Genomic DNA, 24767 nt, shown 5'->3' with positions numbered 1-24767 from the left:
CGTGCTGACTATCTGATCCCGAGGGGACATTTTGTATTTTGAAATAATTACGGTCGCGCTGCTGACAATTCTCAACGGCGTTCTTGCCATGTCGGAACTTGCAGTGGTTTCCTCCCGTCCTGCGCGATTGAGGGTGATGGCCGACAAGGGGAGCCGGGGCGCCCGCATGGCCATCGAACTGGCCGAAAATCCGGGCCGTTTTCTTTCCACCGTCCAGATCGGCATCACGCTGGTGGGCATTCTGTCGGGTGCCTTTTCCGGTGCGACGCTCGGTGCGCGCCTGACGGGCTGGCTCGTGGCCCAGGGCGTGTCGTCTTCCGTCGCCGATGCGCTGGGCGTCGGTTCTGTCGTGGTGGTGATCACCTATCTTTCGCTGATCGTCGGCGAACTGGTGCCGAAACAGATCGCGCTGCGCGAGCCGGAAGCGGTCGCAAGCCGCGTTGCGCCGGCCATGGCGCTTTTGTCGAAACTCGCCGCGCCCCTCGTCTGGCTTCTCGATATGTCGGGCCGCCTTGTGCTCAGGCTGCTTGGCCAGTCGGGCAAGACGAGCGATGGCGTCACCGACGAGGAAATCAGGTCCGTTCTCGCCGAAGCGCATAGCGCGGGCGTGATCGAGACGGAAGAGTCCCGCATGATCGCCGGGGTCATGCGCCTTGCCGACCGCACGGCGCGGGGGCTGATGACGCCCCGTCTCGATGTCGAAATGATCGATATCGACGACAGTTTCGAGGAAATCCGCACGCAGTTGCAAGATACCGTCCGTTCGCGGCTTCCGGTGCGTGGCGAGGATTCCGACGAGGTGATCGGTGTCCTGCAGGTGCGCGATTTCTTCAGCGCGCTTTCCGCCAGGGGAAGCGTCAATATCCGCGATATCCTCCGGGATGTTCCCGTCGTCTCGGATTTCTCCGATGCGCTGGACGTGGTCGAAGCCATTCGCCGCACGCCGAGCCATATGGTGCTGGTCTATGACGAATACGGCCATTTCGAAGGCGTGATCACCGCAGGCGACGTGATCGAGGCGATCATCGGCGCCATGCAGGAGGATCGTGTCGAGGAACAGGCCATCGTGCGCCGCGCCGACGGCACCTACATCGTCTCCGGCTGGATGCCCATCGACGAGTTTTCCGAGTTTCTGCGTTTTCCCCTTGATGAGGATGCGGAGTACAATACGGTCGCGGGCCTGGCGCTCGAGGAGCTGAAGCACCTGCCGGACGTGGGCGAAACCTTCGTCAAGAACGGCTGGGTGTTCGAAATCGCCGATCTCGACGGACGCCGTATCGACAAGCTGCTGCTGACCGCCGAAGAACCGCTGACCGAGTAGTTTTCGGGAGAATTGCATCGTTTCAAATAATTAGCTAATAGAAATTTAGCGTTCATATATGTACACTTGCCCGATGGGGCATGTTCACAGGCATTCCATTTCGCTTGGGCCATTTCGCGTGGGTCATTTCTCTCGAAGACGAGAGGCGCGCCCGATCGGAAATGTTGAATGCGCCTGGTCGCGGTGACTGACAGATGGGGTCGAAAATCAGATATTGGCTGCAACTGGCCAAAGCCGCCTATAGCCGGCAGGAAGGCCATCTGGCCGACCGGATCATGGCGGATCAGCTGCGGGACATCTGCGAGGGGATGCGTTTCTCCATGCCGATCAGCAGCACCTTGTCGGTGCTCATCCTGCTGGTCCAGATCACCCATCAGCAATTTATCGTTCCCATCGTCTGGTTCGTGCTGGTCAATCTCATCAACGGGATACGCTTCATCGACGCGGTCGTCTTTTACCGCAGCATGGGCGCGCCGGACGAAAATGCCGCCGCGATCGAGCGCAAGCTTGCGCGGTTTCGCCTGCTCGCGCTTCTCTCCGGCATGGTCTGGGCAGGCGTGGCGATCCTCTCCCACGGTTTCACGGTTGTGGAATCTCCCGTCTATCTGGTCATTCTTGCCGGTATCTGCGCCGGCGCGGTCATTTTCAGTTCGTCCCATGCGGCGGTCGGGATCAATTTCATCACGCCGCCCCTGATCGTGACCGCGGCCTGCCTGATGTGGCAAGCCACCCTCCAATATGGCGTGCTCGCCTTTTCCATCGTTCTGTTCTGGTTCGGGATCACGCGCGGCGTGCTTCTGGGGCAGCACCGTTTCACCGAAGCAAGCAGGCTCAAGCACGAGGCCAAGCAGAGCGCCGACGAGATGGCGCTCAAATCGCAGGAAGACCCGCTGACCGGACTTTTCAACCGGCGCGGGCTTGAAAGCTCCGTCCGCCAGTTCTCGGCGCAGGAGGGCCCCTTCATCGTCATGCTGATCGACCTCGACGGGTTCAAATCCGTCAACGACACCTATGGCCACAAGATGGGCGACGATCTTCTTGTGGCCATCGCCCAGCGTGTCGGCCGGGTTGCGCCGGAACGTTCCGTCCTGGCGCGGATCGGCGGCGACGAATTCGTCCTGGTCTATCCCGAACCCACGACCGGTATCGAGGCGGGGCTGGTTGCCGCACGCATCATCGGCAGCGTGACGGCTCATTATCAGGGCATCCTGTCTGTGGAAATCGGTGCCTGCGTCGGCATATGCCGTCTGGATAGGATCGACCCGGTCGACATGCTGCTGCGGGCGGATTTTGCGCTTTATGCCGCCAAGAAGCGGGGCCGCAACGAGTATTTTTTCTTCGAGAAGCACTTGCAGCACGAATGGGAGCGCAAGCGGAGCATAGAGCGGGATCTGCGCATCGCCATCGAAACCGGGCAGATACAGACCTTTTTCCAGCCGGTCGTGGAACTGTCGTCCGGCCAGATCGTCGGTTTCGAAGCGCTGCTGCGCTGGGATCACCCGCAGCACGGCGCCATCGCGCCGCCGGAAATCATCGACGTCGCCTGCCAGGTCGGCGTGGTGCGGCAGCTTACGCATAATGTGTTCTTCAATTGCTGCGAGATGATCGACAGGCTGTTGGAAAGCGGGCGCGGCGACCTGACTGTCGCGATGAACCTTTCGCCCCGGGAACTGGCGGGCGGGCGCATCCCGCATGAAATCCTCTCGCAGCTCGAAAAGCGCAAGCTTCCGGCCTCGATGCTGGAAATCGAGGTGACGGAGGACGCCCCCTTCGATCAGCGCGGCGTGAACGACAGCCTCGTCACGCTGGCGAGCGCCGGGCTTGCCATCGCGCTCGACGATTTCGGCACCGGCTTTGCCACTTTCGCTTCGCTGAAGAAGGGTATCGTCACCAAGATCAAGATCGACAAGGTGTTCGTGCGCGGTATCGCCGCCTCGCCCCGCGACCAGCATATGGTGCGCGCCATGGTGGAAATGGGTAAGGCCCTCGGCATCAAGGTGACGGCGGAAGGCATCGAGACGGAGGACGACCGCAAAACACTCTGCCGCCTCGGCTGCAACAGCGGGCAGGGCTTCCTGTTTTCTTCCGCCCTGCCGATGCAGGCGGCGCTCAACGCCCTTTCGGTCTCAGCCATTCGCGCGCTGCGGCACGGCGGCGCCGCCCGGTAATACGGGCGGAACGGGCCTGCCCGAAATGCATCACACCGCGCGCGTCAGACCGCCATCCACGCGAAGATTCTGTCCGGTGATATAGGCCGCGCCGTCCGAAGCCAGGAACGAAATGGTCGCCGCGATTTCCTCGCTCTTGCCATAGCGCTGCATCGGAACGCTTGCCCGGCGTTCTTCCGTCTTCGGCAGGCTGTCGATCCAGCCGGGCAGCACGTTGTTCATGCGGATATTGTCGGCGGCATAGGCGTCCGCGAAAATCTTGGTGAAGGAGGCAAGCCCCGCCCGGAATACGGCGGATGTCGGAAACATGGCGCTCGGCTCGAAGGCCCAGGCGGTCGAGATGTTGATGATGACGCCGGATTTCTGCTTCTGCATCGTGGGCACGACGAGACGGGTCGGGCGAACCGCATTGAGGAAATAGGTGTCCATGCCCTTGTGCCAGTCCTCGTCGGTGATATCGAGGATCGGCGCGCGGGGTCCGTGACCGGCGCTGTTGACCAGCACGTCGATGCGGCCCCATTGTTCCAGAACGGTTTCCGTGAGCCGCTTCAGGTCGTCATTCGACTGGTTCGAGCCGGTGACGCCAATGCCGCCCAGCTCTTTCGCCAGCGCCTCGCCCTTGCCGGAGGAGGAAAGAACCGCAACCCTGAAGCCGTCCTGTGCAAGACGGCGCGCGGCGGCTGCGCCCATGCCGCTGCCGCCCGCCGTGACGATCGCTACTTTTTCTGCTGCCATGATCCGTTCCCTTGCAGTTGTCTTTGCCGTATTTCCGAACGCATAACCGTTACACACTTTTGCTGGAAATGCTCCAGTTGTCTTGCCGCATTATCCCGCGCAAAACCGCTTCGCACTTTTGCTGGAAATGCTCTGTGGACCGAGCCTACACGGATTCGTCCAGAGCATGATCCCAAAAAGTGGGAACCGGTTTTTGGAAAAAGATCATGCTCAAACAAAGAGTTAGAGCGATGGAATGTTTCAATTTGAAACATCCCTCTCTACGGCGAAAGCGGGGCTGAAGGCGCGGTCCGAAGCTTTCCGGCGCGGGCGGGCACGGTGATGCAGACGAGGCAGGCCACCACCAGAACGACGCCGAGCCAGCCGAGGGCCGAAAGCCTTTCGCCGACGATAACGGCGGCGAAGAAGGCAGCCACCACCGGTTCGAACAGCGTCAGGGTGGTGGCGACGCTCGTCTCTACGCGGCTCAGGCCATAGCCGAAGCAGACATAGCCGAGGAACATCGGCACGAATGCCATGTAAAGCCCGACCGCAGCATTGTTCCACGAGGCGAGAAACGGTCCGCCGGTCGCCGCCAGGACGGGCATCAGCAACAGTCCGCCCACGCCGAATATCGCACCCATGGCGATGGTCGACGAAATGCCGCCCTGCATCATCTGCCGCGCGCATGACGAATAAAGCGCATAGGTAAGTCCCGCCACGAGGCCGAGCAGGGAACCGATCAGCGTGTCGTTTCCGGTGGCGGCATGGGTGCCGCTGTCTTCCGATATGCTGAGCAGCACCATGCCGATAATGCCGATGGCCGCGCCCGTGAGCCAGCGCAGCGTCGGGCGGAAGCCGCTTTGCCTGTATTCGACGGCGGCGGAAAGAAGCGGCGCTGACCCAAGCGAAATAACCGTTCCGATGGTCACGCCCGCAAGCCGCATCGAAGCATAGAAGGCAAGCGGGTAGATGGCGACGCAGATCGCGCCCAGCACCAGCCCGCGCCATTGCCCGGCAAGCGTTTTCCGGGAGGCCAGAATGCCTCGCCCGGCGATTGCCGCCTGCGCCAGCCCGCCAAGGCCCATGGCGGCGGCGCCGATTGCGGCGGCGCTCACTTCGGGTGCGAAGGTCGCCGCCGTACCGGTCGTGCCCCAGACCGTGGACGCGACGAGAATACCGGCCACGCCCAGAAAATAGTCTCTCGATGATTGCATCTATTCAGACTTCAAAACTGTCGCCACCATTGCCCGGGCTTCGCCGAGGCGGGCGCTGTTACCCTCAAGCCCTGCGCGCATGATCGCTCCTTCCAGTATGAAGGAAAGCTGCACGGCCAACTGGCTGACCCGTTCCGGGTTGTCGGGGATCAGGCCGTTCAGATGTTCCACAAGCAGGCCCTCGACCTGTTCCTTGTGTTTTCTGACCGCCTCCCGTCCGGGATCTCCGGCTGGCAGTTCCGCCGCCGCATTCAGGAGGCCGCAGCCGCGAAAGCCGTGCTCATAGGCAAATTCCGCGTGGTCGCGATAGGCGTCGAACACGGCCAGAATGCCCTCCAACGGCGTTTCTGCCTTCTCCAGCCGCTTTTCATATAGGCCGAGCCATTCGGCATGGCGGTGCTCCAGATAGGTGGCGACCAGCTCCGCCTTGGAGGTGAAGTTGTTGTAGAGGCTCTGCTTGGCCACGCCCGCGCGCTGGATGATGGCATCGATCCCGGTGGCGGAAATTCCGTCGTCGTAAAACAGTTCCGCCGCCGCCTGCAAAAGCCGCTCGCGCGCCGGTCTCAAACTGGAAGATGTGGTATCGCTCATCTCTGTTTCATCCGCTTGGATAGGTAGACCAGTCTACCTAATTTGCGGATCGAGTCAATGACCGGCTGAAAACGGCGGCGGCGCAATGTTCCGCGGCAGTTTTGGTTTTAACGGCTTGTACTTAAGCGGAGATTCACGTATCCGCTGTATCAGTGTCTGCTCCAAAATCGCCACGGCCTGCCGATTTTTGATTCAGGCACTCAGGCAGATGGAACGGGAGGTCGTCCTGTGCCGCAGAAAGTTTCCCCCCTCGCGCCCTTTCAATACAAAACCTTTCGGGCGCTCTGGTCAGCCACGCTTGCTTCCAACCTCGGCGGTCTGGTGCAGACGGTCGGCGCCGGCTGGATGATGGCGACCATCGCCAATTCCGATGACATGGTTGCGCTGGTTCAGGCTTCGACGACCCTGCCTGTGATGATCTTTTCGGTTGCCGCCGGTGCGCTTGCCGACAATTTCGACCGCCGCCGCATCATGCTGACGGCGCAGGTGCTGCTTCTGTTCATTTCGGTCGCGCTGGCCACTTTTGCCTATCTCGGCGTTCTGACGCCGTGGATGCTGCTCGGTTTCACCTTCCTCATCGGTTGCGGCGGTGCGTTGCACAACCCGTCATGGCAGGCCTCGATGGGGGACATCGTGCCCCGCACCGATCTTCCGGCCGCCGTGGCGCTCAACAGCATGAGCTTTAATCTCATGCGCAGCATCGGCCCGGCCATCGGCGGTATTATCGTTGCGGCGGCGGGAGCTGCTTTTGCCTTCATTTTCAATGCGTTCAGCTATTGTCCTCTTATTCTTGCGCTGTGGCGATGGAAACCGGACACGGTGAAATCCACCCTGCCGCGCGAAGCGCTGGGACCGGCCATGCTGGCGGGGCTGCGCTATGTCGCCATGTCGCCCAATCTGGTGAAAGTCATGTTCCGTGGCTTTCTGTTCGGCCTTTCGGCAATCGTCGTGCTGGCGCTGCTGCCGCTCGTCGCGCGCGATCTGGTTCATGGAACCGCGCTGACCTACGGTATCATGCTGGGCTTTTTCGGGCTTGGGGCCATTGGCGGGGCGCTGCTCAGCGCCCGTTTGCGTGAAATTCTGGGCAATGAATGGCTTGTGCGCGGCGCTTTCATCGCCTTTGCCGCCAGTTGCGCGCTGCTGTCGGTCAGCCGCGAGATGTGGCTGAGCTGCATTTTCCTGTTGCCCGCCGGTGTGTCATGGGTGCTGGCGCTGTCGCTGTTCAATGTGACGGTGCAGCTTTCCACGCCGCGCTGGGTTGTGGGCCGCGCGCTGGCGCTCTACCAGACCGCGACCTTCGGCGGCATGGCGGCGGGAAGCTGGCTCTGGGGTGCCGCGGCGGACGAATATGGCGTACCCTCGGCGCTGCTGGCGGCGGCTGTCGTGCTGATGTTCGGTGCGCTGATCGGTCTTCTGTTTCCGCAGCCTGAATTCGAATCCCTCAATCTCGATCCGCTCAACCGGTTCAGCGAACCGCAGCTTCGGCTCGACCTGCGGTCGCGCAGCGGCCCGATCATGATCATGGTCGATTACAGGATTGTGCAGGAGGATGTTCCCGCCTTCCTGGCGGCCATGGCGCACAGGCGGCGCATCCGCATCCGCGACGGCGCGCGGCAATGGGTGCTGCTGCGCGATCTGGAAAATCCCGAAACATGGACGGAAAGCTATCACGTCCCGACCTGGGTCGAATATGTCCGCCATAACCAGCGGCGCACCCAGGCGGATGCGGAAGTCTCCGAAAGGCTGTTGGCCTTGCACAAGGGAAGCGAGCCGCCGATCGTCCATCGCATGATCGAAAGGCAGACCGTTCCGGTTCACGACGACATGCCGCTCAAGGCGCATCTCGACCTGTCCTGAGTGCCTGTTCCGAAAGCCGTCATGTGTTGTGGTGGCTGCAAATGCGTGGTTGCGGTCTGCCGCTTTTCGATTCAGCCTCTCGGTCTCTAAAAGAGTGCCTCGCACAGGCCCTTGCGTACCCGGAAGTACGCCTTGCTCCGGGACTCGCAAAAACACCATTCTCGCCACGGCCTGCTGTTTTTCGATTCCGACGCTTAAAGTTTTTGTTTGATGCATGTCTTTATCCCACTTTCGGGAGACATGCTTTGGGGCGGTTTTCAAATTAAGGCAAATGCGGTTTCGGCACCTTTTTCGCGCAAAAACTGCGTTCGCGGGTGTATTTGGCGCGTTTACAGGGCCAAATGTTGTGGCAAATATGTGGCTGTTTTGTGAAGCGGGCGGCGAAATAGTGGCGGAATAAAGGCAAGCAGATCAGTTCTGCAAGCAGGGCGGGAAAGCCTCGGTATGTGTGGTTATAGCATAATCATACCGAGGCCCGCGCCTGATTCCACCGAAGCGGTGCGCTCGCCCAGATTAACGATCATTACGACAGAAAGAAGTCCCGTATAGATGTAATAGAGAAAGCTTGTGGATTAATTGATCAATATTCCTGTTTCCTTGGATTTAGAGAAAAATTACTTCAAATATCAGAATATATTTTCGATATACTTTGTACCGTCTTTTTCGGTAGCGTCAACGAAAATCGTATATATTTCAAGGGGTTATACGGACACGCGGAAAGATTTCCATCGTCAGGTAATGTTCGTCGAAACTCGCGAGGTGAACGAGGGCCGGGCGGTTCAGGAACTCGACTTCGTTATTGCGGAAGACGAGCAGCGATTCCTCGCGCAATTCGCGCAGCATCCGGTTGATATGGATCGGCGTGAGGCCGAGCGCATCGGCGAGTTCGGTCTGGGTCAGCGGGCAGAAGAAACTGTTTTCGTCGCCGGTCCCGCTGGTTCGCGCGCGATGACCGAGTTCGAGCAGCAGGTGCGCGATGCGCACAAAGGCGCTGCGCCGTCCGATGCTGATGAGATGTTCGATGAGAATGGCCCGCTGCCGCGCCATGAGTTCCATGAATGTCACGGCAAGGCGAGGCGATTTGATGAGGCTTTCCGTCAGATGATCGAGCGAGATTTCGAGGACCGACAGTTCGGTGACGGAAATCAGCGTATAGTAATTGAAGCCCAACCCGGTGCGGAAACCCAGAAAATCGCCCTTCATGGGGAAGTCGAGAATCTGGCGGTCTCCGTCGGGCAGATCCCGATAAATGCAGCCCCAGCCGCTCTTTATGATATGGACGGTGTTGGCCCAGTAGCCCTGGCTGGTGACGATCGTGTGGGGAGCATAGGTTTTCGAGGATGCGGGCAACGCGTCGAGGACTCCGAGATCGGCATCGTCGAAGACCGCACCGATCGGCGGGTTTTCGAGAAAATGGCGTAGCGTCCTTGCGTCTTCGGCACTTCCCACCATTGGGCCTCCCCGCGGCTCCGTCCGGCGAAGGAAAATGAGTTCTAAAGCGGTCCGCCAACCACCCCGGGGCCGGCCTCGTTTTCCTCGAAAGCCTGAACATTTAGCGCACATCCCGAAAAGAAAGAGTGTCGGCCAGCCTTCCCGTTTTGACAAGAGAGTAATTTCTACCACTAATTGGGTATATATATCATCTTCTACTAAACCATATTTGGCCCGGCCCCTTAATCCAGGTTAATGACACTCCTGGAAATTTCGGGCAATCTTTTGCTGAAAACAAGAACAAAAATAAGCAAGTTTCCGCGGGCGGAAATACATCTCATGAAGTTCTGGAGAAGGCAACGTGCGCGCGTCCATTAAACGTGGTGTGCAGCTAATGGAGTATTGCGCATAAGTAGAATTAGAGGGCGAAAAAATGAACATTTCTCCGCAGTTTGGCAGCACGGCCAATGAAATAAAAAGCAGCCGGCTTGATACGCCGAAAGATGCTTCAATTAAACCTGAGGATGGGGGCGAGAATGCACAACCTCTTCTGGTCATCATCGACAACCGGGCGCTGGACAGGGAATGTCTGGCCCATGGACTGAACAACCACAGTATCGATATGTCCATCGCCACGTTCAGCTCTTTCGAACAATGGCAGCACCAGCGGCGGGGCCGCACGGCTGGCGCGGTGCTGTTCAACATTGGCGGGCAGAAGGTTTCCGACCCGGCGGTGGGCAATTATCTCAATCGCATCGTCAACGACTGCGCCCCGGCGCCGGTCATCCTCCTTGCCGACAAGGAGGAAATCTCGCAGGTCCTCAAGGCGCTCGATCACGGCGTGAAGGGATATATCCCGACTTCGGTCAATGTGAATGTCTGTGTGGAAGCCCTGCGCCTCGCCATGGCGGGAGGGACCTTCGTTCCGGCCAGCAGCGTGCTTGCGCTGCGTCATGCGACCGACCCCAATTCCCACAGGCTCCAGCCGCTTGGCGGCATGTTTACCCAGCGTCAGGCCGAGGTCGTCAACGCGCTGCGGCGCGGCAAGGCGAACAAGATCATCGCCTATGAACTGAAACTGCGCGAAAGCACGGTGAAGGTTCACATTCGCAACATCATGAAGAAGCTGAAGGCTTCCAACCGGACGGAAGTGGCCTGCATCATCAACGAGCTTTTTCCCTCGGAAACGTCATTTTCCGATCTGCAATAAAGCATGTTCCCCGATGTGGGGGCCGCCTACGCGGGAAAATCAGTCCGCTGGACTGACTTCCAGTCCCGCTTCGATGAGACCAGGGCCTTCCGGCAAAAAATGCAGCGGTTTGCAGGCGGACGAAATCGTCCGTAGAGGAGAGTTTCCGTGATCATCTCCGATGTTTCGACAGCAGGCGGGCGGCAGCCGGTGGCCGACCTGCTCGACATGGCAAGGCGCAGAAAGATGCTGCTGGCCATACCGGTGCTCGCGGGTATCGGCATCGGCTTTGCGGGCTATCTCGTTTCGCCGGTGAGCTATGTTTCCGAATCCGTTCTGGTGCTGGATATGCGGCGTCTTCAGGCCCTGCCGAGCGAAAGCGCTATAACGCCGCTGCCGCAGGACAGTCCCGTCCTGCGATCGGAGCTCGATATCATCAGTTCGCGCATGATGGCGCGCAAGGTCATCGACATTCTGAAAGCGGACAATATCGCCGTGCCGACGGCCTTGCATTCCCGCACCGTGCTGTCGTCCGCCGCGGCGGCGCCGCCGGAGCCGAAGGGCGCGCGCGCTGTCGATCCGGCAGCGCGCGAACGCCAGCAGATCGACCTTCTCCTGTCGCGCCTGCGCGTTACGAATGACGGGCGCTCCTACACGATCTTCATTTCCTATCGCGCGCCCGATCCGGCCTATGCGGCGAAGGTGGCCAATGCGTTTGCGGCGGCTTATCTGGAGCATCAGATCGATGTGCAGCAGTCGGCGGCGCGGCGCGTGAGCGAATGGCTGGGCGACAAGCTGGTCACGCTTCGCAGCGACCTTGAGGGCGCGGAGCGGGCGGCAGAGGAATTCCGCCAGAAATCGCGTCTGGCGGGCGAGCAGGGGCAGATCAGCTTTCAGGCGCAGCGCGTGGCCGCGCTGAACAATGAGATCGTGGCGGCAACCGGCGCGGTTTCGCTTGCCGAGGCGCGGCTGCGCACGGCGGAAGAACTGAAGCGCGGCAACGGGGCGCCGGCCCTGTCGGAAGTTCTGGCTTCACCCACCATCCAGAATTTGCGCAACGAGGAGGCGCGCGTGGCGCGCCAGCTTGACGAGCTACGCTCCAACGGTGCGCTGAAAAGCGCTGAAATTCCCATTCTGACGGCGGAGAGGGAGGCACTGAGACAGCAGATTTCGGCGCAGGTCGGCGAGATCGTCGAAAGCCTGGGCAATGAAATCCAGATCGCGCGCCAGCGGCGGGCCGGTCTTGAGGACGCATTGCGGGTCGCTGAAGTCGATCTCGCCAATGCCAATCAGGCACAGGTGAAGGCGGGGCAACTGGACCGCGAGGCGAATGCCAGCCGCACCGTCTATGAAAGCTATCTGACCCGCTACAAACAGCTTATCGAGCAGGACGGCATCGCCGCGCCGGAAGCGCAGATGATTTCCAGCGCCGAACCGGCCATGGCCAAGGCCAGCCCCCGGCTCGCAAACTGGCTGCTGCTGGGGTTCGGGCTTGGCGGCCTCGTGGCGTTCGCGGGCACCATGCTGAAAGAGACCTTCGACAAGATACGTCCGGCGCAGACGGCTTCGCTGGTGCTGCCGGGCCTTCCGGCGGCGACCCTGCTTCCGGTCTCTCCGCGGCTGACCGTGCCGCAGCTCGTGACACGCGGCCTCGACCCCGCGAGCGCCTTCGGACGTGCCGTCAGATCGGTGCACGATCGCCTGCGGATGCTGGCGCGCGGGCGCGATTCACTGGCGCTTTCGGTCATTTCCCTGACCGACGGTGAGGGCAAGACCCTGCTCATCACCGCGCTTGCCCAGCAATTCGCGGCGACTGGCGTGACGGTTGCGGTTATCGATGCGACGAATAGCGGCTTTGGCGTGCCGGAGCAGGAAACAGGCAAGCTTGCCCGCCGGTCGAGCCTGTCGGAGGCCTTCGGCGTGCCGTATAACGAGCCGGACATTCCACCCGCCGGGCGCCAGCTGACCGGCGCGACGCTGGTGCACGACCACGGTTCTGGCATCGATATCATCACGCCCGGCCGGTCGCGGCGTGAAGGCGACTGGCTGGCGGAACTGATCGCGCAGCTTCGCGCCGATCACAAGATCATTCTCGTGGACTTGCCGCCGGTGCGGGAAGACAAGCGCTCCGTGCTTCTGGCGCGCGCGACCGATACGGCGCTTCTCGTCGTGCAGGCCGACCAGCAGGACCCCGGCGCCACCAATGCGCTGATCCAGACCATGGCGTCTTTCGGCAGGAAACCGGCGCTTGCCGTGGTGAACCAGCTTTCATCGTCCTATCGCACATGGATAACGGGACCGGCGGAGGCGTTGCGCGACGGGTTGGGGCGGGTCGGGCGGTTTTTCCGCACGGCATTTGCGTTGCGCCGCAAGGAGCCGGCGGACAGGGCGCGGGAACAGGTTTGAGGGGGATGGCATGACAATAAGAGCCTGTTCCAAAACGCGTCTTGTGTGGCTGCGAATGGCGGTTTCCGGCCTCATTCTCATGGGAAGCGGTATCGGCGGCGCATTTGCTGCCGGACAGCTCTATAAGGTCGGCGCAAACGACGTGCTTCAGGTGACGGTTTACGGCCAGCCCTCGCTGACGGGACTTTATCCCGTCGATGTGGACGGCAATATCGGCTATCCGGTGGTCGGCAATATTTCCGTCAGCGGTCTCAGTACGCCCGAAATCGGCGAAAGGATCGCCAATGCCCTGTCGCAGCATATTCCCGGCCTGACGGTCACGGCGACAATCAGCCAGTATGCGCCGGTTTACGTGGTCGGCGACGTCAAGCTGCCGGGCAAGTACGAGTTCCGCCCCGGCATGGTGGCGCTTCAATTGATGGTGCTTGGCGGCGGGGCGGGGAAGGGCGAAGCGCCCGCCGTCACGGCGGGTATGCAGCTTATCTCGGTCCAGCAGGAATATGCAGACCTGCAAATGCAGCTCGTTGCGATGTCGATACGGCGCGCACGGCTCGAAGCCGAGCTTAACGGAACCGATTTCAGCTACGACCTCGCCGCGAAGTCGCCCGCCGACAAGGAGACGGCGGCGCTGACCGGGCATATGCTCGATGGTGAAAAGACGCTGTTCGACGTCCGCCGCAACAATCTTGCCGCCGAAAGACAGGGGCTGGAAGCGCAGGCCCAGAGCTATGCGGACGAAATCCGGACCTTGCAGCAGAGCATCAGGCTGCATGATGCGGAAATCGGGCTTTTGCAGGAGAATGTCGATTCCAGCAAATCGCTGGTCGAGAAGGGGCTGGCGGCACGATCGAGCCTGCGCGACATGGAGCGCGACCTTTCGGCGACCCGTCGCGCGGCACTGGAGCTTGCTTCCTTTCTCGCCCGCGCCAGGCAGAACCAGCTTGCCGTGCAGCAGCGCATCGCCGGTCTCGAAGAGACGCGGCGCAGCGAGGCGGCGACCAGCCTTCAGGAAGTGGATCTCAATGTCGCCCGCATGGAGCGCCGCAGCGCCGCCCAGCTTCAGACCATGGCGGAAATCGCCAGGTCATCAGGCAATATTTCCTCGTCCGACATGCGCAGGAAGCTGATTTTCACCATCAGTCGCAGTGTTGACGGCACGTTTCAGGAAATCGCCGCCAGCGAGCGCAGCGAAATCCTGCCGGGCGACATATTGCGCGTGGAGCTGGACATGAGCAGGATCGGCGCTTCGCCATCCTGACCGAAGCTGTTTCCGTTTGCCTTCATGCCGCGACGGGATCGGCGGTTCTTTCCAGCCAGTCGCGATAGACGGCACGCAGTCCGTCTTCGAGAGCGATGCGGGGCCGCCAGCCGAGCGCGCGCATCCGCGAGGTGTCGAGAAGCTTGCGCGGCGTGCCGTCCGGCTTGTCGAGATCGTGCTCGAAGCGGCCTTCATAACCGACGATGCGGGCGATGGTCAGCGCCAGTTCACGGATCGGGATTTCCTCGCCGGAGCCTATATTGACCGGCTCGATGCCGTCATGGAATTGCAGGAGGTGCAGGCAGGCATCGGCAAGGTCGTCCACATGCAGGAATTCGCGCAGCGGCGTGCCGCTTCCCCACAGCGTGACCTTATCCGCCCCTCCGGTCTTCGCTTCATGGATGCGCCGCATCAGGGCCGGCAAGACATGCGAGGTGTCGGGGTCGAAATTGTCGTTCGGCCCGTAGAGATTGGTCGGCATGGCGGTGATGAAGCGGTCGCCATGCTGGCGCGCGCAGGCTTCGGCATATTTCAGCCCGGCGATCTTGGCGATCGCATAGGCTTCGTTGGTCGCTTCCAGCGGTCCGGTCAGGAGGCTTTGTTCGGCAAGCGGCTGCGCCGCGTCGCGCGGATAGATGCAGCTCGAGCCGAGCCAGAGCAGGCGCTCCACGCCCGCCTGATGCGCGGCGTGGATGATATTCATGCCGATGGCGAGATTGTCGTAGAGAAAGTCGGCCGGGGACTGCGCATTGGCGAGAATGCCGCCGACGCGGGCGGCGGCGACGATGATGACATCCGGCTTGCGGCCGGTGATGAAGTTCTCGGTCGGTCCCTGTCGGGTCAGGTCGAGCGCGCTGCGAGCGGCGGTAATGATATCGCAATTCTCGCGCCTGAGCCGGCGCAGGATCGCCGATCCGACCATGCCGCCATGCCCGGCGATGAAGACTTTCTTGCCTTCGAGCGAATAGATCCGCTCCGGTCCCGTTTCAGCCGTAGAAGTCATTGCGCCCGGCCTCCCGCATGATGTTGCGCAGGTCCCAGTCCATCATTTCCGCGACGAGGCTTTCAAAGCCGGTCCTGTGCTGCCAGCCGAGGCGGGCCTTTGCCTTGGAGGCGTCGCCGAGCAGGAAATCGACCTCGTTCGGACGGAAATAACGCGGATCGATCTCGATCAGGCAATTGCCGGTCTTGCGGTCGATGCCCGTCTCCCCTGCACCGTCGCCGCACCATTCGATCTCCCGGTCGACGGCCCTGAAGGCATGTTCGACGAATTCGCGCACCGTATGCGTCTCGCCGGTCGCGAGAACGTAATCGTCGGGCGTGTCTTCCTGCAGGATGCGCCACATGCCCTCCACATAGTCGCGGGCATGGCCCCAGTCGCGGCGGGAATCGAGATTGCCGAGCCGCAGCCTGTCCTGCAATCCGCGTTCGATGGCGGCGACCGCGCGCGTGATCTTGCGCGTCACGAATGTCTCGCCGCGCAGCGGGCTTTCATGGTTGAACAGGATGCCGTTCGAGGCGTGAAAGCCATAGGCGTCGCGATAATTGACCGTCGTCCAGTAGGCATAGAGCTTCGCCGTCGCATAGGGGCTACGCGGCGCAAAGGGGGTATGCTCGTTCTGGGCGTGCGGCGAACTGTTGCCGAACAGTTCGGATGTCGAGGCCTGATAGAAGCGGCAGGTTTTTCCCAGGCCCAGAATGCGCAGGGCCTCCAGAAGCCGCAACGTGCCGAGCGCGTCGGCATTGGCGGTATATTCCGGGGTTTCAAAACTCACCTGCACATGGCTCTGGGCGCCGAGGTTGTAGATTTCGTCCGGGCGCACTTCCTGAATGACGCGGCACAGATTGGTGGCATCCGTCAGGTCGCCGAAATGGAGACGGAAGCGGACATTCTCCTCGTGCGGGTCCTGATAGAGATGGTCGATACGGGCCGTGTTGAACGAGGAGGAACGCCGTTTCAGCCCGTGCACGCGATAGCCCTTGTTGAGCAGAAGTTCGCTCAGATAAGCGCCGTCCTGTCCGGTCACGCCGACGATGAGAGCCGTTTTTTCCTGCAAGGTCTTCCCTCCGACGAGAGTTTCGTTGAGACCATGTTAGCGATTTCACGCGCGGGCAGAACGGCTCCAAAACGGCAATCGCGGCGCGAAGCATCCCTGTTCGGATGAGCCTCGGGGCGCGGTCGGCATGTCCGGTTTCGCCGAAAGAGGTAGGGTGTTCGACCGCTGTGGGGGCGTCCCATGCCTTTGGGTTTCTTGCGGTATCGCGCGCCCTGTTGCGATCCTGACCGCGAGCGGATCAATACGGGATGCGGACCATGCGCGTGGTGCTTGCCAATCGATATTTCCATCCTGACCAGTCGGCGACGAGCCGGATGGTGACGAGCCTTGCCCGGACGCTTGTCCGCGAAGGCATCGAGACCGTGGTGCTGGCGAGCCGCTCCTATCATGACCGCCGCAACGAGGCCCTGCCTGCGCGCGAAACGGTGGACGGCATCGAGGTGCACCGCATCCGCACCTCCGGTTTCGGGCGAAGCAGGCTTGTCGGGCGCGCGGTCGATTATGCCACCTTCCACCTGTCGGCGGCGGCATGGTTTGCGGCCAATGCCCGCAAGGACGATATCTGCGTGATCTGCACCGATCCGCCGCTGCTTTCGGTTTCCGCTGCGCTGCCGATCCGCTTTCGCGGGGCCAGAATGGTCAACTGGGTGATGGATCTCTTCCCCGAAACCGCGATGGAACTCGGCCTCGTCAGCCCGGATGCCTTTTCCGGCAAGCTGACGATTGCCCTGCGCGACTGGTCGATGCGCCGTTCGGCGCTGACGATCTGCCCGATAGATCGCATGGCGCGCTATCTGGCGAGCCGGGACATTCCGGCGGAAAGCCTGAGCGTGGTGCATCACTGGGCCGACCGCAACGAGATCATGCCCGTCGAACCGGCGCGCAATCCGCTGCGCCGGGCCTGGGGTCTGGGACATAAATTCGTCGTCGGCTATTCCGGCAATTTCGGTCGCGCGCATGAATTTGCAACGGTTCTCGATGCAGCCGAGCGCCTCAAGCATATGAAAAGCATCGTTTTTCTCATGGTGGGCGAGGGCCAGCAGCGCGGATATGTCGAAAGCGAGGTGAAGCGGCGCGGGCTGAGCAATGTCGTCATGAAGCCGTTCCAGCCGGTCGAAAAACTGTCCGAGAGCCTTTGCGCGGCCAATGTCCATCTGGTCTCGCTGAAGCCGGAACTGGAACATTGCATCGTACCGAGCAAGTTTTACGGCGTTCTGGCGGCGGCGCGCCCGACGATCTTCATCGGCGATACCGAGGGCGAGATCGGCGCCATCGTGCGCGATTTCGAATGCGGCATCGCGCTGCGTCCCGGCGAGGTCGATGCGCTGGTGATGGCCATCCTGCATCTGAGGCATTCGCGGGTGAGCCGCACCACGATGGGCCACAATGCGCGCTATCTGATGGAAACCGCCTATTCGCGCGAATACGGAACCGCCATGTGGCAATCGGCCATCGGCAGGCTGGAGGAAGAGGCGATCCCCCCGACAATGCCGGTTCTGGACCGCCGTTTTCGTCCGAGGGAAATGTGATGGACGGTTCCGTGGTGGTCAGCCAGTTGGGCGCGCGGATGCATTATGCGGTGCCGCGCATCTTCGCCAGCCGCGAAAGGCTCGCGCATTTCTATACCGACATATGCGCGCTTCAGGGCTGGCCGCGCCTGTTGAACGGCCTGCCGCCCGCCGCGCTGCCCGCTTCGGTGCGCCGGCTGGTCGGGCGCGCGCCGCAAGGGATACCGCGGGAACGCATGACGACCTTTCCGGGGTTCGGCCTGCATTCGGCCATGAGAAGGCTTGCGAACCAGACCGGGCCGAAATCCACCGCCAACGCCATATGGGCCGGAGAAACGTTTGGAAAACTGGTTGCCGATAGCGGTTTCCACGGCGCAAGCGGCGTCTATGCCTTCAGCGGCGAAGCGCTGGAAATGCTGACGGCTGCCAAGGGGCGGGGGCTATGGACGGCGGTGGAGCAGATGATCGCTCCGCGCACCGTCGTGGACAGGCTCGCCCGTGAAGAAGAGGCGCTAAATCCGGGCTGGCAGCAGCCGGTCGCCGACGATGTTCACGCCCCGGCCTTTGCCGGTCGCGAGCGGGCCGAATGGCGCATTGCCGATGTCGTGGTTTGCCCTTCGGAGTTCGTGGCGCATCACGCGGTGGAGGCCGGCTGCGCGCCGGAAAAGCTGGTGGTGGTGCCCTATGGCGTTGACGACCGTTTCCTGCTCGACCCGTGTCCGCGCCTGCCGGGGCGGCTGCGCGTTCTGACGGTCGGCGCGGTCGGCTTGCGCAAGGGGTCGCCCTATGTCGGCGCCGTGGCGCGGGCGCTGGAAGACAAGGCGCATTTCCGCATGGTCGGCCCGGTCGATATCCTGCCGCAAGCGCGGACGAAACTTGCCGCGAGCGTGGAACTGACCGGACCTATCCCGCGCAGCGAAATGCGGACGCAGTTCGAATGGGCGGACGTGTTTCTGCTGCCCTCGCTCTGCGAGGGGTCCGCGACGGCGGTCTATGAAGCGCTCGCCGCCGGGCTTCCGGTCATCTGCACGGAAAATACCGGCAGCGTCGTCCGGCATGGTCTGGACGGCTATATCGTTCCCGTTCGCGATGTGCGCGAAACCGCTGAAATCCTGCGCCAGCTTGCCGGAAATCCGGCAATGCTTGCCCGGATGAGCGAAAGCGCGCGCGAAAGGGCAAGCGAATTCACCGTTTCGCGCTATGGCGAGCGGCTGATGGCCGCGCTGTCGCGACATCGGGCATTTCCAGCAAAAATATGAAACGGTTTGCCGGAAATGCGGCAAAACCAAACGGATGGAGCGGGCAGCATGAATATCGTCCATGTCATCGGTTCCTACGATCCGGCCAAGGGCGGGCCGCAGGCCGTGGTGGTGCGGCTGGCGGCGGCACAGGCTTCGCTTGGCCATGCGGTGACCATCGTCAGCTACAGCGATGCCGAGGTGGGCGCGCGCGCCGCCATCGCCACCGCTTCCATCCCCGGTTTCGACGAGGTGCGCACGTTGCTTCTGCCCATGCCCGATCTGCGCGAAACATTGTTCGGGCAGGCCGCCGCCCACGCCATGGACAGGCTGATCCGCGCGGCGGATTTTGTCCATCTGCACGGCGTTTGGGAAACCAGTCTGCTGCGCGCCTCGATGCTTTGCCGCCGCTACCGGGTGCCTTACTGCGTGTGCTGCTGCGGTATGCTGGATGTGTGGAGTATGCGGCAGAGCGCCGTGAAAAAGAAACTCGCGCTCCTGTTCGGCTTTCGCCGAATGCTCGATGGCGCGGCCTTCATTCACGCGCTGAACGGCGACGAGATCGCGCTGATGCAGCCGCTTGGCCTGAAGCCGCCGACGGTCATCATCCCGAACGGCATTTTCCTCGACGAGGTGGAGGGCGGCGGCGGGGCCGTTTCCGGCCTGCCGGACCGACCCTATGTGCTGTTTCTGTCGCGGCTGCATTATAAAAAGGGACTCGATATTCTGGCCGATGCCTTTCGCCGGATCGCAGAGCGCTTTCCCGGCGTGGATCTGGTGGTGGCGGGACCGGATGGCGGGGCGGAACAGGCGTTTTGCGAACAAATAGAAGCCAGCGGTCTTGCAGGCCGCGTCCATATGGTCGGCGGTCTTTACGGAACGGAGAAGATCGCGGCGCTGAAGCGGGCGGCATGTTTCTGCCTGCCGAGCCGTCAGGAAGGGTTCAGCGTCGCCATTACCGAGGCGCTTGCCTGCGGTGTGCCGGTCGTGATCACCACCGCCTGCCATTTTCCCGAAGTTGCCGGGGCCGGTGCGGGCATCGTCTCGGCGCTGGAGCCGGAATCCGTCGCGAATGGATTGGCGGAACTGCTTGCCGACCCGGCGCGCGCGGCGCGCATGGGAGAGGCCGGGAGCAGGCTGGTGCGGGAAAACTACACCTGGCCGCGCATCGCTGCGCAGACCATCGGCGCCTATGACGCTCACACGGATTTTCGTCTTTCGCGCACGGCCTCCGCCGGATTGCCCGCATAGACCGTCCACGGGGCAAGATCGCGGAAGCCGACCGCGCGCGCACCCAGAACCGCACCTTCGCCGACCGTCACACCCGGCCCGACAAAGGCTTCTGCCGCCACCCAGCCATGCGGGCCGATGGCGATGGGGGCGGCGGTCAGCGGGAAGTCGGGCCTGTCGATGTCGTGTCCCGCCGTGCACAGATGTGCGCCCTGCGAGACGATTGCGAAGGGCGCGAGCGTCACCGGGGCGACATTGTAGCAGGTGGCGCGGGGACCGAGCGAGGAATGCGCGCCCATGGTGAGATGACCCGGCCACCAGATGCGGGCGCTGGCGCGCACAATCGCGGTGCGGTGCAGCTTGGCGCCGAATGCGCGCAATACGGTTCCCCGCCAGCGCCACAGGAAAGACGGCGTCCAGGCGGCAAGCGCAAGCCAGGCGATCTGCCAGCAAAGGCGTTGCAGGCGGTGGCCGAAGGTGAAGGTGGCTTCGCCTTCGAGCGGTCGCGATGCGCTCTTCGTGCCCGCGATGGGCGACCGGCAGCGCGAGGCGCGGCCGTTGCCGTTGCTATTGCCTGCCGGCGGGGCGACGTGGTTCGGGGTTGAAGTCATGTGGACCACCTTTCCTGAATGCCGGTTGCAGGACGGTGCGGCGGCGTTACCGGCAGATGGATGGAACGGTTGCGGATGACGCAGAACGACAGGACGGGAATGAGGAATAGCGCCATGTGAATCCATACTGGCACCACCCAGTCGGTCTGGTGGGAAATGGCGTGCATGGCCGGGACGATGGAAAGCATGTAGACGAGCTGCCCCAGCATTTCACCGGCCATGGCGGTTTCCCAGAGCCGCCGCATCGCCCAGGCGAGAAGCATGAATTTCAGCGCCCCGAAATACCAGAACGAGGCGAATGCATCGACGAGGCCGGTTTCGGTCGTCCCGGTCAGTGGATTGTAGTCGCGGCCGGGCATCGGAATGTCGAGGCGCAGCGCTTCCTTCACATTGCCGCCGACGATCTGCGCGGGGACGAAGGTGAAGACGATGCGGTTCCAGTGATATTTGCCGTAGTCGAATTCGAGCCGCCGGTCGATTTCATCGATGCGCTGCACGGCATTACGCATTTCAGGCCCGCCGCGTTCCAGCGTGGCGCGGAAATTTTCGGCGTAGTCGATCTCCATGATCTGGTCGAGTTCGAAGCTGGCATCGGTGCGCGTCACCTGCCGGTAATCGCCCATGCTGGTCATCAGAAACGTTCCGGCCAGAATGCCGAAGGCCATGACGGCGCGCGGCACGACGATGCGCCGGTAGAACCAGAAGGCCAGCAGGAATATCAGGAAAAGCTGGATCGCTTCCGCCCGCTTTCCGGTCACGAGGATACGGTCGAGATAGAAGACGAGATCGAAACATATGATGGCGAGCACGAACCATGACGGCCTGCGCGCGAAGCAGAGCGCGGCAATCGCAAGCCCGTAGGGCATGAGCTGGGCGAAGAACAGGTAGACCACCGGCATGCCGCTCATCTGCGTGCCGATGGACACGTCGCCGGGCAGGCGGCTCAGGAGAAAATAGAATATTGCGCCGAAAGCCGACAGTCCCGCCGCCGCCCATCGCAGCCGCCGCTCGCTGAAGCTCATGGTGAGAAAACCGATGGGGCGGCTTGCCATGCGCCAGCCGAGCGCCAGCATGGCGAGCGACAGGGTGCCCATGACCATCGTCTTGGCAAAGGCGTCGGACGGCAGGAAGGGATCGTGAACGAGGGCCGGTATCTGCGGCAGCAGAAAGCCGAATGTGATCACGCCCGCCAGAAACGGAAACTGGTACATCCGCTCGGGGCGGAACAGGAGGCCGTGCAGCAGGAACAGGAAGACCACACCGGCGAAAATCCAGGCGAGCGAGGCGTTCATCGGTCGCTCTCCCCGCAGGTTTCCGCAGCGCCCGACAGGGGGGACGCGACGACGCTTTCACCGAACAGTTCCGGCGGATAGATGCGGCCGGAAACGAGATACCAGCCGAGTTTCACATATTCCCTGGCGACCAGTTCCATATCGGCAGGCGTCGCCGGGAAGCCCGGCTTTCCGCTGCCGCCGATCGGGGAGGAGACGAAATGCATCTGCGGGCAGGCGGTGCGAAAGCTCGCGATGGCCCGGCGCGAATGATACCAGTTGGTGACGACGAGGGCGCTCCGCGCCTGCATTTGCTGCATCATGGGCGCGGAAAAAAGCGCATTCTGCCACGTGCTGCCGGAGCGGCATTCCACGAAAATGGCGGAGGGCTTCACCCCGTCGCGCACCATGATCCTTTTGTTGAAGAGGCAGTCACCGTCGCCGGTGACGAGGATGAGCGGCGAGCGACCCTCTTTCCAGAGGCGGGCGGCCTGCGCCGCCCGGGGCGGGCCGTCCCCGCCCGGCACGACGATCACATCGGCCTTGCTGCCGTCGTCCGCAAGGGTGAGGACGGGTTCGGAGAAGAACATGGCGGCAAGCCCGACGAGCAGGGCGCATGGCACGAAAATCAGGAGCATCATACCATGCGCCGTTCCCGCGCTTCCGTTTCGGGCGCATGATCCGCCGGGGATTTTTCCGCCGCCGCCAGGCGCTGGCGCTGCTCTTCCATCTTGACGACGATCATGAATTCGTAGGCGGCAAGCAGGCGGCAGTAGAGATAGCCGGGCTTGCCGTCGAGAAACCCGCCGCGCAGCACATACATATAGAAAAACCGCAGGGCCGGACGGAAGGGCATGTGGTAGGAGAGGGACTTCAGCGCGCGCCGCCGCCGCTCGGGCGCCGCCGACAGGATGCCCGGCCAGTCGATCCTGCGTTCGGGAAGCCTCGCCGCCGACAGGTTCGCCTCGGCGGAGGAATAGCGGTTGTGCTTGTCATACCAGGCCTCAAGGCCCTTGTTGAAGCTGTAATGGATGAAATGCGCCTGCAAGGCTCCTTCCGGTCCGCCGCTTGCGCGCGAGTGCACGGAGCGTTCGAAGCGGACGCGGTCGGGCCGCACGAGGCGGGTTATCCAGGTCGGATAAAGGCTCGCATGGCGAATCCAGCGCCCCATGAACATATTCTTGTAGCGGGCCTTGAAAAAGACCTCGGGCCGCGACGGATCGGCGGCGATGGCCAGCATCTCGTCGCGCAGGTCCGGTGGCGTGATCTCGTCGGCATCCGGCGTATAGACCCAGCCATGCCTGAACCGGATTTCGGAGAGACCATACATGCGCTGGCGGTCTTCCGTGTCATAGGCCCTCTGGAATACCCGCGCGCCTGCGGCCCGTGCGATTTCCACCGTGCGGTCGGTGCTGAAGGAATCGAGAACGACAATGTCGTCGCACCAGTCCAGCGAGGCGAGGCAGGCGGGCAGGTTGATTTCCTCGTTCAAGGTCATGATGAGGACGGAAACGCTCATGACGTGGCTCCCGGAAGCGTGATTTTCGGTTTGCCGGCCTGTGCGGTGTCGGCCTTCGGCGCGGTGGCGACTGGGCGCGCGCCCCTCGTCATGCGATAGACGAACAGCATGTGCGCCGCAGCCGGAACGAGAAGCGCCGACAGCATGGCCCATGTCGGCAGGCCGAACCGCACCGCGGCCCATGCGATCGCGCCCGCTATAAAGTTGAACGCCATTACGAGAACGGCGGTTTGCCCGCAGTTCAGTCCCGCATCCATCAGCAGGTGATGCAGGTGCTGGCGGTCCGGCGAGAACGGGCTTCTGCGCTGAGCCAGACGGCGCACGATGAGGCTCAGCGTGTCGATGACGGGAACGATAACGACCCATAGCAGAACCGGAAAGGCGATGGCATCGGCTCCGCTTGCGAGATTGAGGACGATCCCGGCAAGCGCCGCGCCCAGAAGCGTGCTGCCGCCATCGCCGAGGAAGAGACTTGCCGTGCCGCGCCAGCGATGGCGCATGTTGAAGACGAGGAAGCCGAGGCAGGCTGCGGAAAGCGCCAGCGACTGGATGCCGAGGCGGTGTTCTCCCACACCGAAGCCGATCACCGCCAGCCAGAAGAAGGCGGCGGCGCTGGACGAACCGGCGAGACCGTCCACGCCGTCGCTCATATTGACGGCATTGACCAGCCCGACCACGAAGGCGAGCGACAGCAACAGGAAAAGTGGTTCCCTGATCGTTTCAGCCCATGTTTCAGCCAGTGTTTCGGTCAGGGCACCGGACATGGTTTCCGGCAACTGCGTCGCTGCATCGGGCAGGCCGGATGCAAGGCCGAGATAGAGGTGGTGGATGCCGCTCAGGCCAATGATCAGGAGCGCGGCCAGAAGCTGGATCGCAAGGCGCGGCATGACCGGCAGGTTGAAGCGGTCGTCCATCACGCCCACTGCGAGGATCACGGCCAGCCCCGGCAGCAGCGCCACCGCATTGTCGTGTCCAGGCGCGCCAAGGGCGAAGCAGGCGGCGACCGCAAACGAAAGAAAGATGGCGATGCCACCGCACAGGGGCACCGAACCCTCGTGCTTCTTGCGCGCATCCGGGATGTCCACGAGATACCACTCGCGCGCCAGCCCGCGAAAAAACAGGCAGAAGCCCACCGACATGGCAAAAGCCAGAAGCGTGATCCAGGAAAGACCTGCTGTCAT

The 24767-nt window shown here is 62.2% G+C and carries 20 protein-coding genes; 9 read left to right on the top strand and 11 right to left on the bottom strand.

Annotation, left to right across the window (positions count from 1 at the left end):
- The first annotated feature begins 31 nt into the window (after positions 1-31).
- The gene (locus FHS76_RS13465; RefSeq protein WP_183653414.1) at positions 32-1321 is read left to right on the top strand and encodes a hemolysin family protein; all 1290 of its coding nucleotides are present in this window, start codon (positions 32-34) and stop codon (positions 1319-1321) included.
- Between the two features lie 194 nt (positions 1322-1515).
- Positions 1516-3489 carry a putative bifunctional diguanylate cyclase/phosphodiesterase gene (locus FHS76_RS13460; protein ID WP_183653410.1) on the top strand — a complete coding sequence of 658 codons (1974 nt, stop codon included), beginning with the start codon at positions 1516-1518 and terminating at the stop codon, positions 3487-3489.
- A gap of 30 nt (positions 3490-3519) precedes the next feature.
- On the opposite strand, the gene FHS76_RS13455 is transcribed toward FHS76_RS13460, so the two are convergent.
- The 3 genes from FHS76_RS13455 to FHS76_RS13445 form a co-directional block, all read right to left on the bottom strand.
- Positions 3520-4224 (bottom strand): SDR family oxidoreductase, encoded by a 705-nt coding sequence (locus tag FHS76_RS13455; RefSeq protein ID WP_183653407.1) that lies wholly within the window; start codon positions 4222-4224, stop codon positions 3520-3522.
- A gap of 260 nt (positions 4225-4484) precedes the next feature.
- Complete coding sequence (locus FHS76_RS13450) at positions 4485-5420, bottom strand: DMT family transporter (protein WP_183653405.1); 936 nt, start codon at positions 5418-5420, stop codon at positions 4485-4487.
- Positions 5421-6011, bottom strand: coding sequence for a TetR/AcrR family transcriptional regulator (locus FHS76_RS13445; RefSeq protein ID WP_183653402.1), 591 nt, complete (start codon positions 6009-6011; stop codon positions 5421-5423).
- Between the two features lie 228 nt (positions 6012-6239).
- Here FHS76_RS13445 and FHS76_RS13440 point away from each other — a divergent pair, with 228 nt between their 5' ends.
- Positions 6240-7868, top strand: coding sequence for an MFS transporter (locus tag FHS76_RS13440; protein ID WP_183653398.1), 1629 nt, complete (start codon positions 6240-6242; stop codon positions 7866-7868).
- Positions 7869-8561: 693 nt separating this feature from the next.
- Here FHS76_RS13440 and FHS76_RS13435 read toward each other — a convergent pair.
- Positions 8562-9320: a Crp/Fnr family transcriptional regulator gene (locus tag FHS76_RS13435; protein ID WP_183653395.1), complete on the bottom strand. Its 759-nt coding sequence runs from the start codon at positions 9318-9320 to the stop codon at positions 8562-8564.
- 412 nt (positions 9321-9732) lie between these two features.
- Between FHS76_RS13435 and FHS76_RS13430 the strand changes: the two genes are divergently transcribed.
- From FHS76_RS13430 to FHS76_RS13420, 3 genes are all read left to right on the top strand, one after another.
- Positions 9733-10509, top strand: a complete 777-nt coding sequence (locus tag FHS76_RS13430) for a response regulator transcription factor (RefSeq protein ID WP_183653393.1) — start codon at positions 9733-9735, stop codon at positions 10507-10509.
- A gap of 147 nt (positions 10510-10656) precedes the next feature.
- On the top strand, positions 10657-12894 hold the full coding sequence (locus tag FHS76_RS13425) for a GumC family protein (protein WP_183653389.1): 2238 nt from the start codon (positions 10657-10659) through the stop codon (positions 12892-12894).
- 55 nt (positions 12895-12949) lie between these two features.
- Positions 12950-14152 carry a polysaccharide biosynthesis/export family protein gene (locus FHS76_RS13420; protein ID WP_374828625.1) on the top strand — a complete coding sequence of 401 codons (1203 nt, stop codon included), beginning with the start codon at positions 12950-12952 and terminating at the stop codon, positions 14150-14152.
- 22 nt (positions 14153-14174) lie between these two features.
- Here the strand turns inward: FHS76_RS13420 and FHS76_RS13415 are convergent, their stop codons facing one another.
- Positions 14175-15155: a GDP-L-fucose synthase family protein gene (locus FHS76_RS13415; RefSeq protein WP_183653383.1), complete on the bottom strand. Its 981-nt coding sequence runs from the start codon at positions 15153-15155 to the stop codon at positions 14175-14177.
- The gene (gene gmd, locus FHS76_RS13410) at positions 15139-16209 is read right to left on the bottom strand and encodes a GDP-mannose 4,6-dehydratase (RefSeq protein WP_183653380.1); all 1071 of its coding nucleotides are present in this window, start codon (positions 16207-16209) and stop codon (positions 15139-15141) included. The genes FHS76_RS13415 and gmd overlap by 17 nt, the downstream gene beginning before the upstream one ends.
- Positions 16210-16466: 257 nt before the next feature.
- On the opposite strand from gmd, the gene FHS76_RS13405 reads away from it, so the two are divergent.
- The 3 genes from FHS76_RS13405 to FHS76_RS13395 are packed head-to-tail and all read left to right on the top strand — an operon-like array spanning position 16467 to position 20206.
- The gene (locus FHS76_RS13405; protein ID WP_183653485.1) at positions 16467-17738 is read left to right on the top strand and encodes a glycosyltransferase family 4 protein; all 1272 of its coding nucleotides are present in this window, start codon (positions 16467-16469) and stop codon (positions 17736-17738) included.
- Entirely contained in the window at positions 17738-18976 is a 1239-nt protein-coding gene (locus FHS76_RS13400) for a glycosyltransferase family 4 protein (protein WP_183653378.1), read from the top strand. The genes FHS76_RS13405 and FHS76_RS13400 overlap by 1 nt, the downstream gene beginning before the upstream one ends.
- Positions 18977-19024: 48 nt before the next feature.
- Complete coding sequence (locus tag FHS76_RS13395; protein ID WP_183653375.1) at positions 19025-20206, top strand: glycosyltransferase; 1182 nt, start codon at positions 19025-19027, stop codon at positions 20204-20206.
- On the opposite strand, the gene FHS76_RS13390 is transcribed toward FHS76_RS13395, so the two are convergent.
- From FHS76_RS13390 to FHS76_RS13370, 5 genes are read right to left on the bottom strand one after another with little or no spacing between them, the layout of a single operon-like run.
- The gene (locus FHS76_RS13390) at positions 20155-20796 is read right to left on the bottom strand and encodes a putative colanic acid biosynthesis acetyltransferase (protein ID WP_235992663.1); all 642 of its coding nucleotides are present in this window, start codon (positions 20794-20796) and stop codon (positions 20155-20157) included. The genes FHS76_RS13395 and FHS76_RS13390 overlap by 52 nt on opposite strands.
- Positions 20793-22088: an O-antigen polymerase gene (locus tag FHS76_RS13385; RefSeq protein WP_183653372.1), complete on the bottom strand. Its 1296-nt coding sequence runs from the start codon at positions 22086-22088 to the stop codon at positions 20793-20795. Before FHS76_RS13385 ends, FHS76_RS13390 begins: the two co-directional genes overlap by 4 nt.
- The gene (locus tag FHS76_RS13380; RefSeq protein ID WP_374828627.1) at positions 22085-22705 is read right to left on the bottom strand and encodes a YdcF family protein; all 621 of its coding nucleotides are present in this window, start codon (positions 22703-22705) and stop codon (positions 22085-22087) included. The genes FHS76_RS13385 and FHS76_RS13380 overlap by 4 nt, the downstream gene beginning before the upstream one ends.
- Positions 22705-23586, bottom strand: coding sequence for a glycosyltransferase family 2 protein (locus tag FHS76_RS13375; RefSeq protein ID WP_183653365.1), 882 nt, complete (start codon positions 23584-23586; stop codon positions 22705-22707). Before FHS76_RS13375 ends, FHS76_RS13380 begins: the two co-directional genes overlap by 1 nt.
- Entirely contained in the window at positions 23583-24767 is a 1185-nt protein-coding gene (locus tag FHS76_RS13370) for an MraY family glycosyltransferase (RefSeq protein ID WP_183653362.1), read from the bottom strand. The genes FHS76_RS13375 and FHS76_RS13370 overlap by 4 nt, the downstream gene beginning before the upstream one ends.

It is taken from the genome of Brucella daejeonensis (assembly GCF_014199265.1).
GTDB lineage: Bacteria > Pseudomonadota > Alphaproteobacteria > Rhizobiales > Rhizobiaceae > Brucella > Brucella daejeonensis.
The sequence above is the reverse complement of the archived record's forward strand: the minus strand, read 5'-3'. Positions and strand labels throughout refer to the sequence as shown.

Excerpts from the sequence above, each read along its gene's own strand:
- FHS76_RS13430 (WP_183653393.1), top strand. The coding sequence starts at position 9,733 with ATGAACATTTCTCCGCAGTTTGGCAGCACGGCCAATGAAATAAAAAGC.
- FHS76_RS13420 (WP_374828625.1), top strand. The coding sequence starts at position 12,950 with ATGGCGGTTTCCGGCCTCATTCTCATGGGAAGCGGTATCGGCGGCGCA.
- FHS76_RS13460 (WP_183653410.1), top strand. The coding sequence starts at position 1,516 with ATGGGGTCGAAAATCAGATATTGGCTGCAACTGGCCAAAGCCGCCTAT.
- FHS76_RS13375 (WP_183653365.1), bottom strand. The coding sequence starts at position 23,586 with ATGAGCGTTTCCGTCCTCATCATGACCTTGAACGAGGAAATCAACCTG.
- FHS76_RS13435 (WP_183653395.1), bottom strand. The coding sequence starts at position 9,320 with ATGGTGGGAAGTGCCGAAGACGCAAGGACGCTACGCCATTTTCTCGAA.
- FHS76_RS13415 (WP_183653383.1), bottom strand. The coding sequence starts at position 15,155 with ATGACTTCTACGGCTGAAACGGGACCGGAGCGGATCTATTCGCTCGAA.
- FHS76_RS13385 (WP_183653372.1), bottom strand. The coding sequence starts at position 22,088 with ATGAACGCCTCGCTCGCCTGGATTTTCGCCGGTGTGGTCTTCCTGTTC.
- FHS76_RS13390 (WP_235992663.1), bottom strand. The coding sequence starts at position 20,796 with ATGACTTCAACCCCGAACCACGTCGCCCCGCCGGCAGGCAATAGCAAC.
- FHS76_RS13395 (WP_183653375.1), top strand. The coding sequence starts at position 19,025 with ATGAATATCGTCCATGTCATCGGTTCCTACGATCCGGCCAAGGGCGGG.
- FHS76_RS13455 (WP_183653407.1), bottom strand. The coding sequence starts at position 4,224 with ATGGCAGCAGAAAAAGTAGCGATCGTCACGGCGGGCGGCAGCGGCATG.
- FHS76_RS13405 (WP_183653485.1), top strand. The coding sequence starts at position 16,467 with ATGCGCGTGGTGCTTGCCAATCGATATTTCCATCCTGACCAGTCGGCG.
- FHS76_RS13400 (WP_183653378.1), top strand. The coding sequence starts at position 17,738 with ATGGACGGTTCCGTGGTGGTCAGCCAGTTGGGCGCGCGGATGCATTAT.
- FHS76_RS13370 (WP_183653362.1), bottom strand. The coding sequence starts at position 24,767 with ATGACAGCAGGTCTTTCCTGGATCACGCTTCTGGCTTTTGCCATGTCG.
- FHS76_RS13450 (WP_183653405.1), bottom strand. The coding sequence starts at position 5,420 with ATGCAATCATCGAGAGACTATTTTCTGGGCGTGGCCGGTATTCTCGTC.
- FHS76_RS13380 (WP_374828627.1), bottom strand. The coding sequence starts at position 22,705 with ATGCTCCTGATTTTCGTGCCATGCGCCCTGCTCGTCGGGCTTGCCGCC.
- FHS76_RS13445 (WP_183653402.1), bottom strand. The coding sequence starts at position 6,011 with ATGAGCGATACCACATCTTCCAGTTTGAGACCGGCGCGCGAGCGGCTT.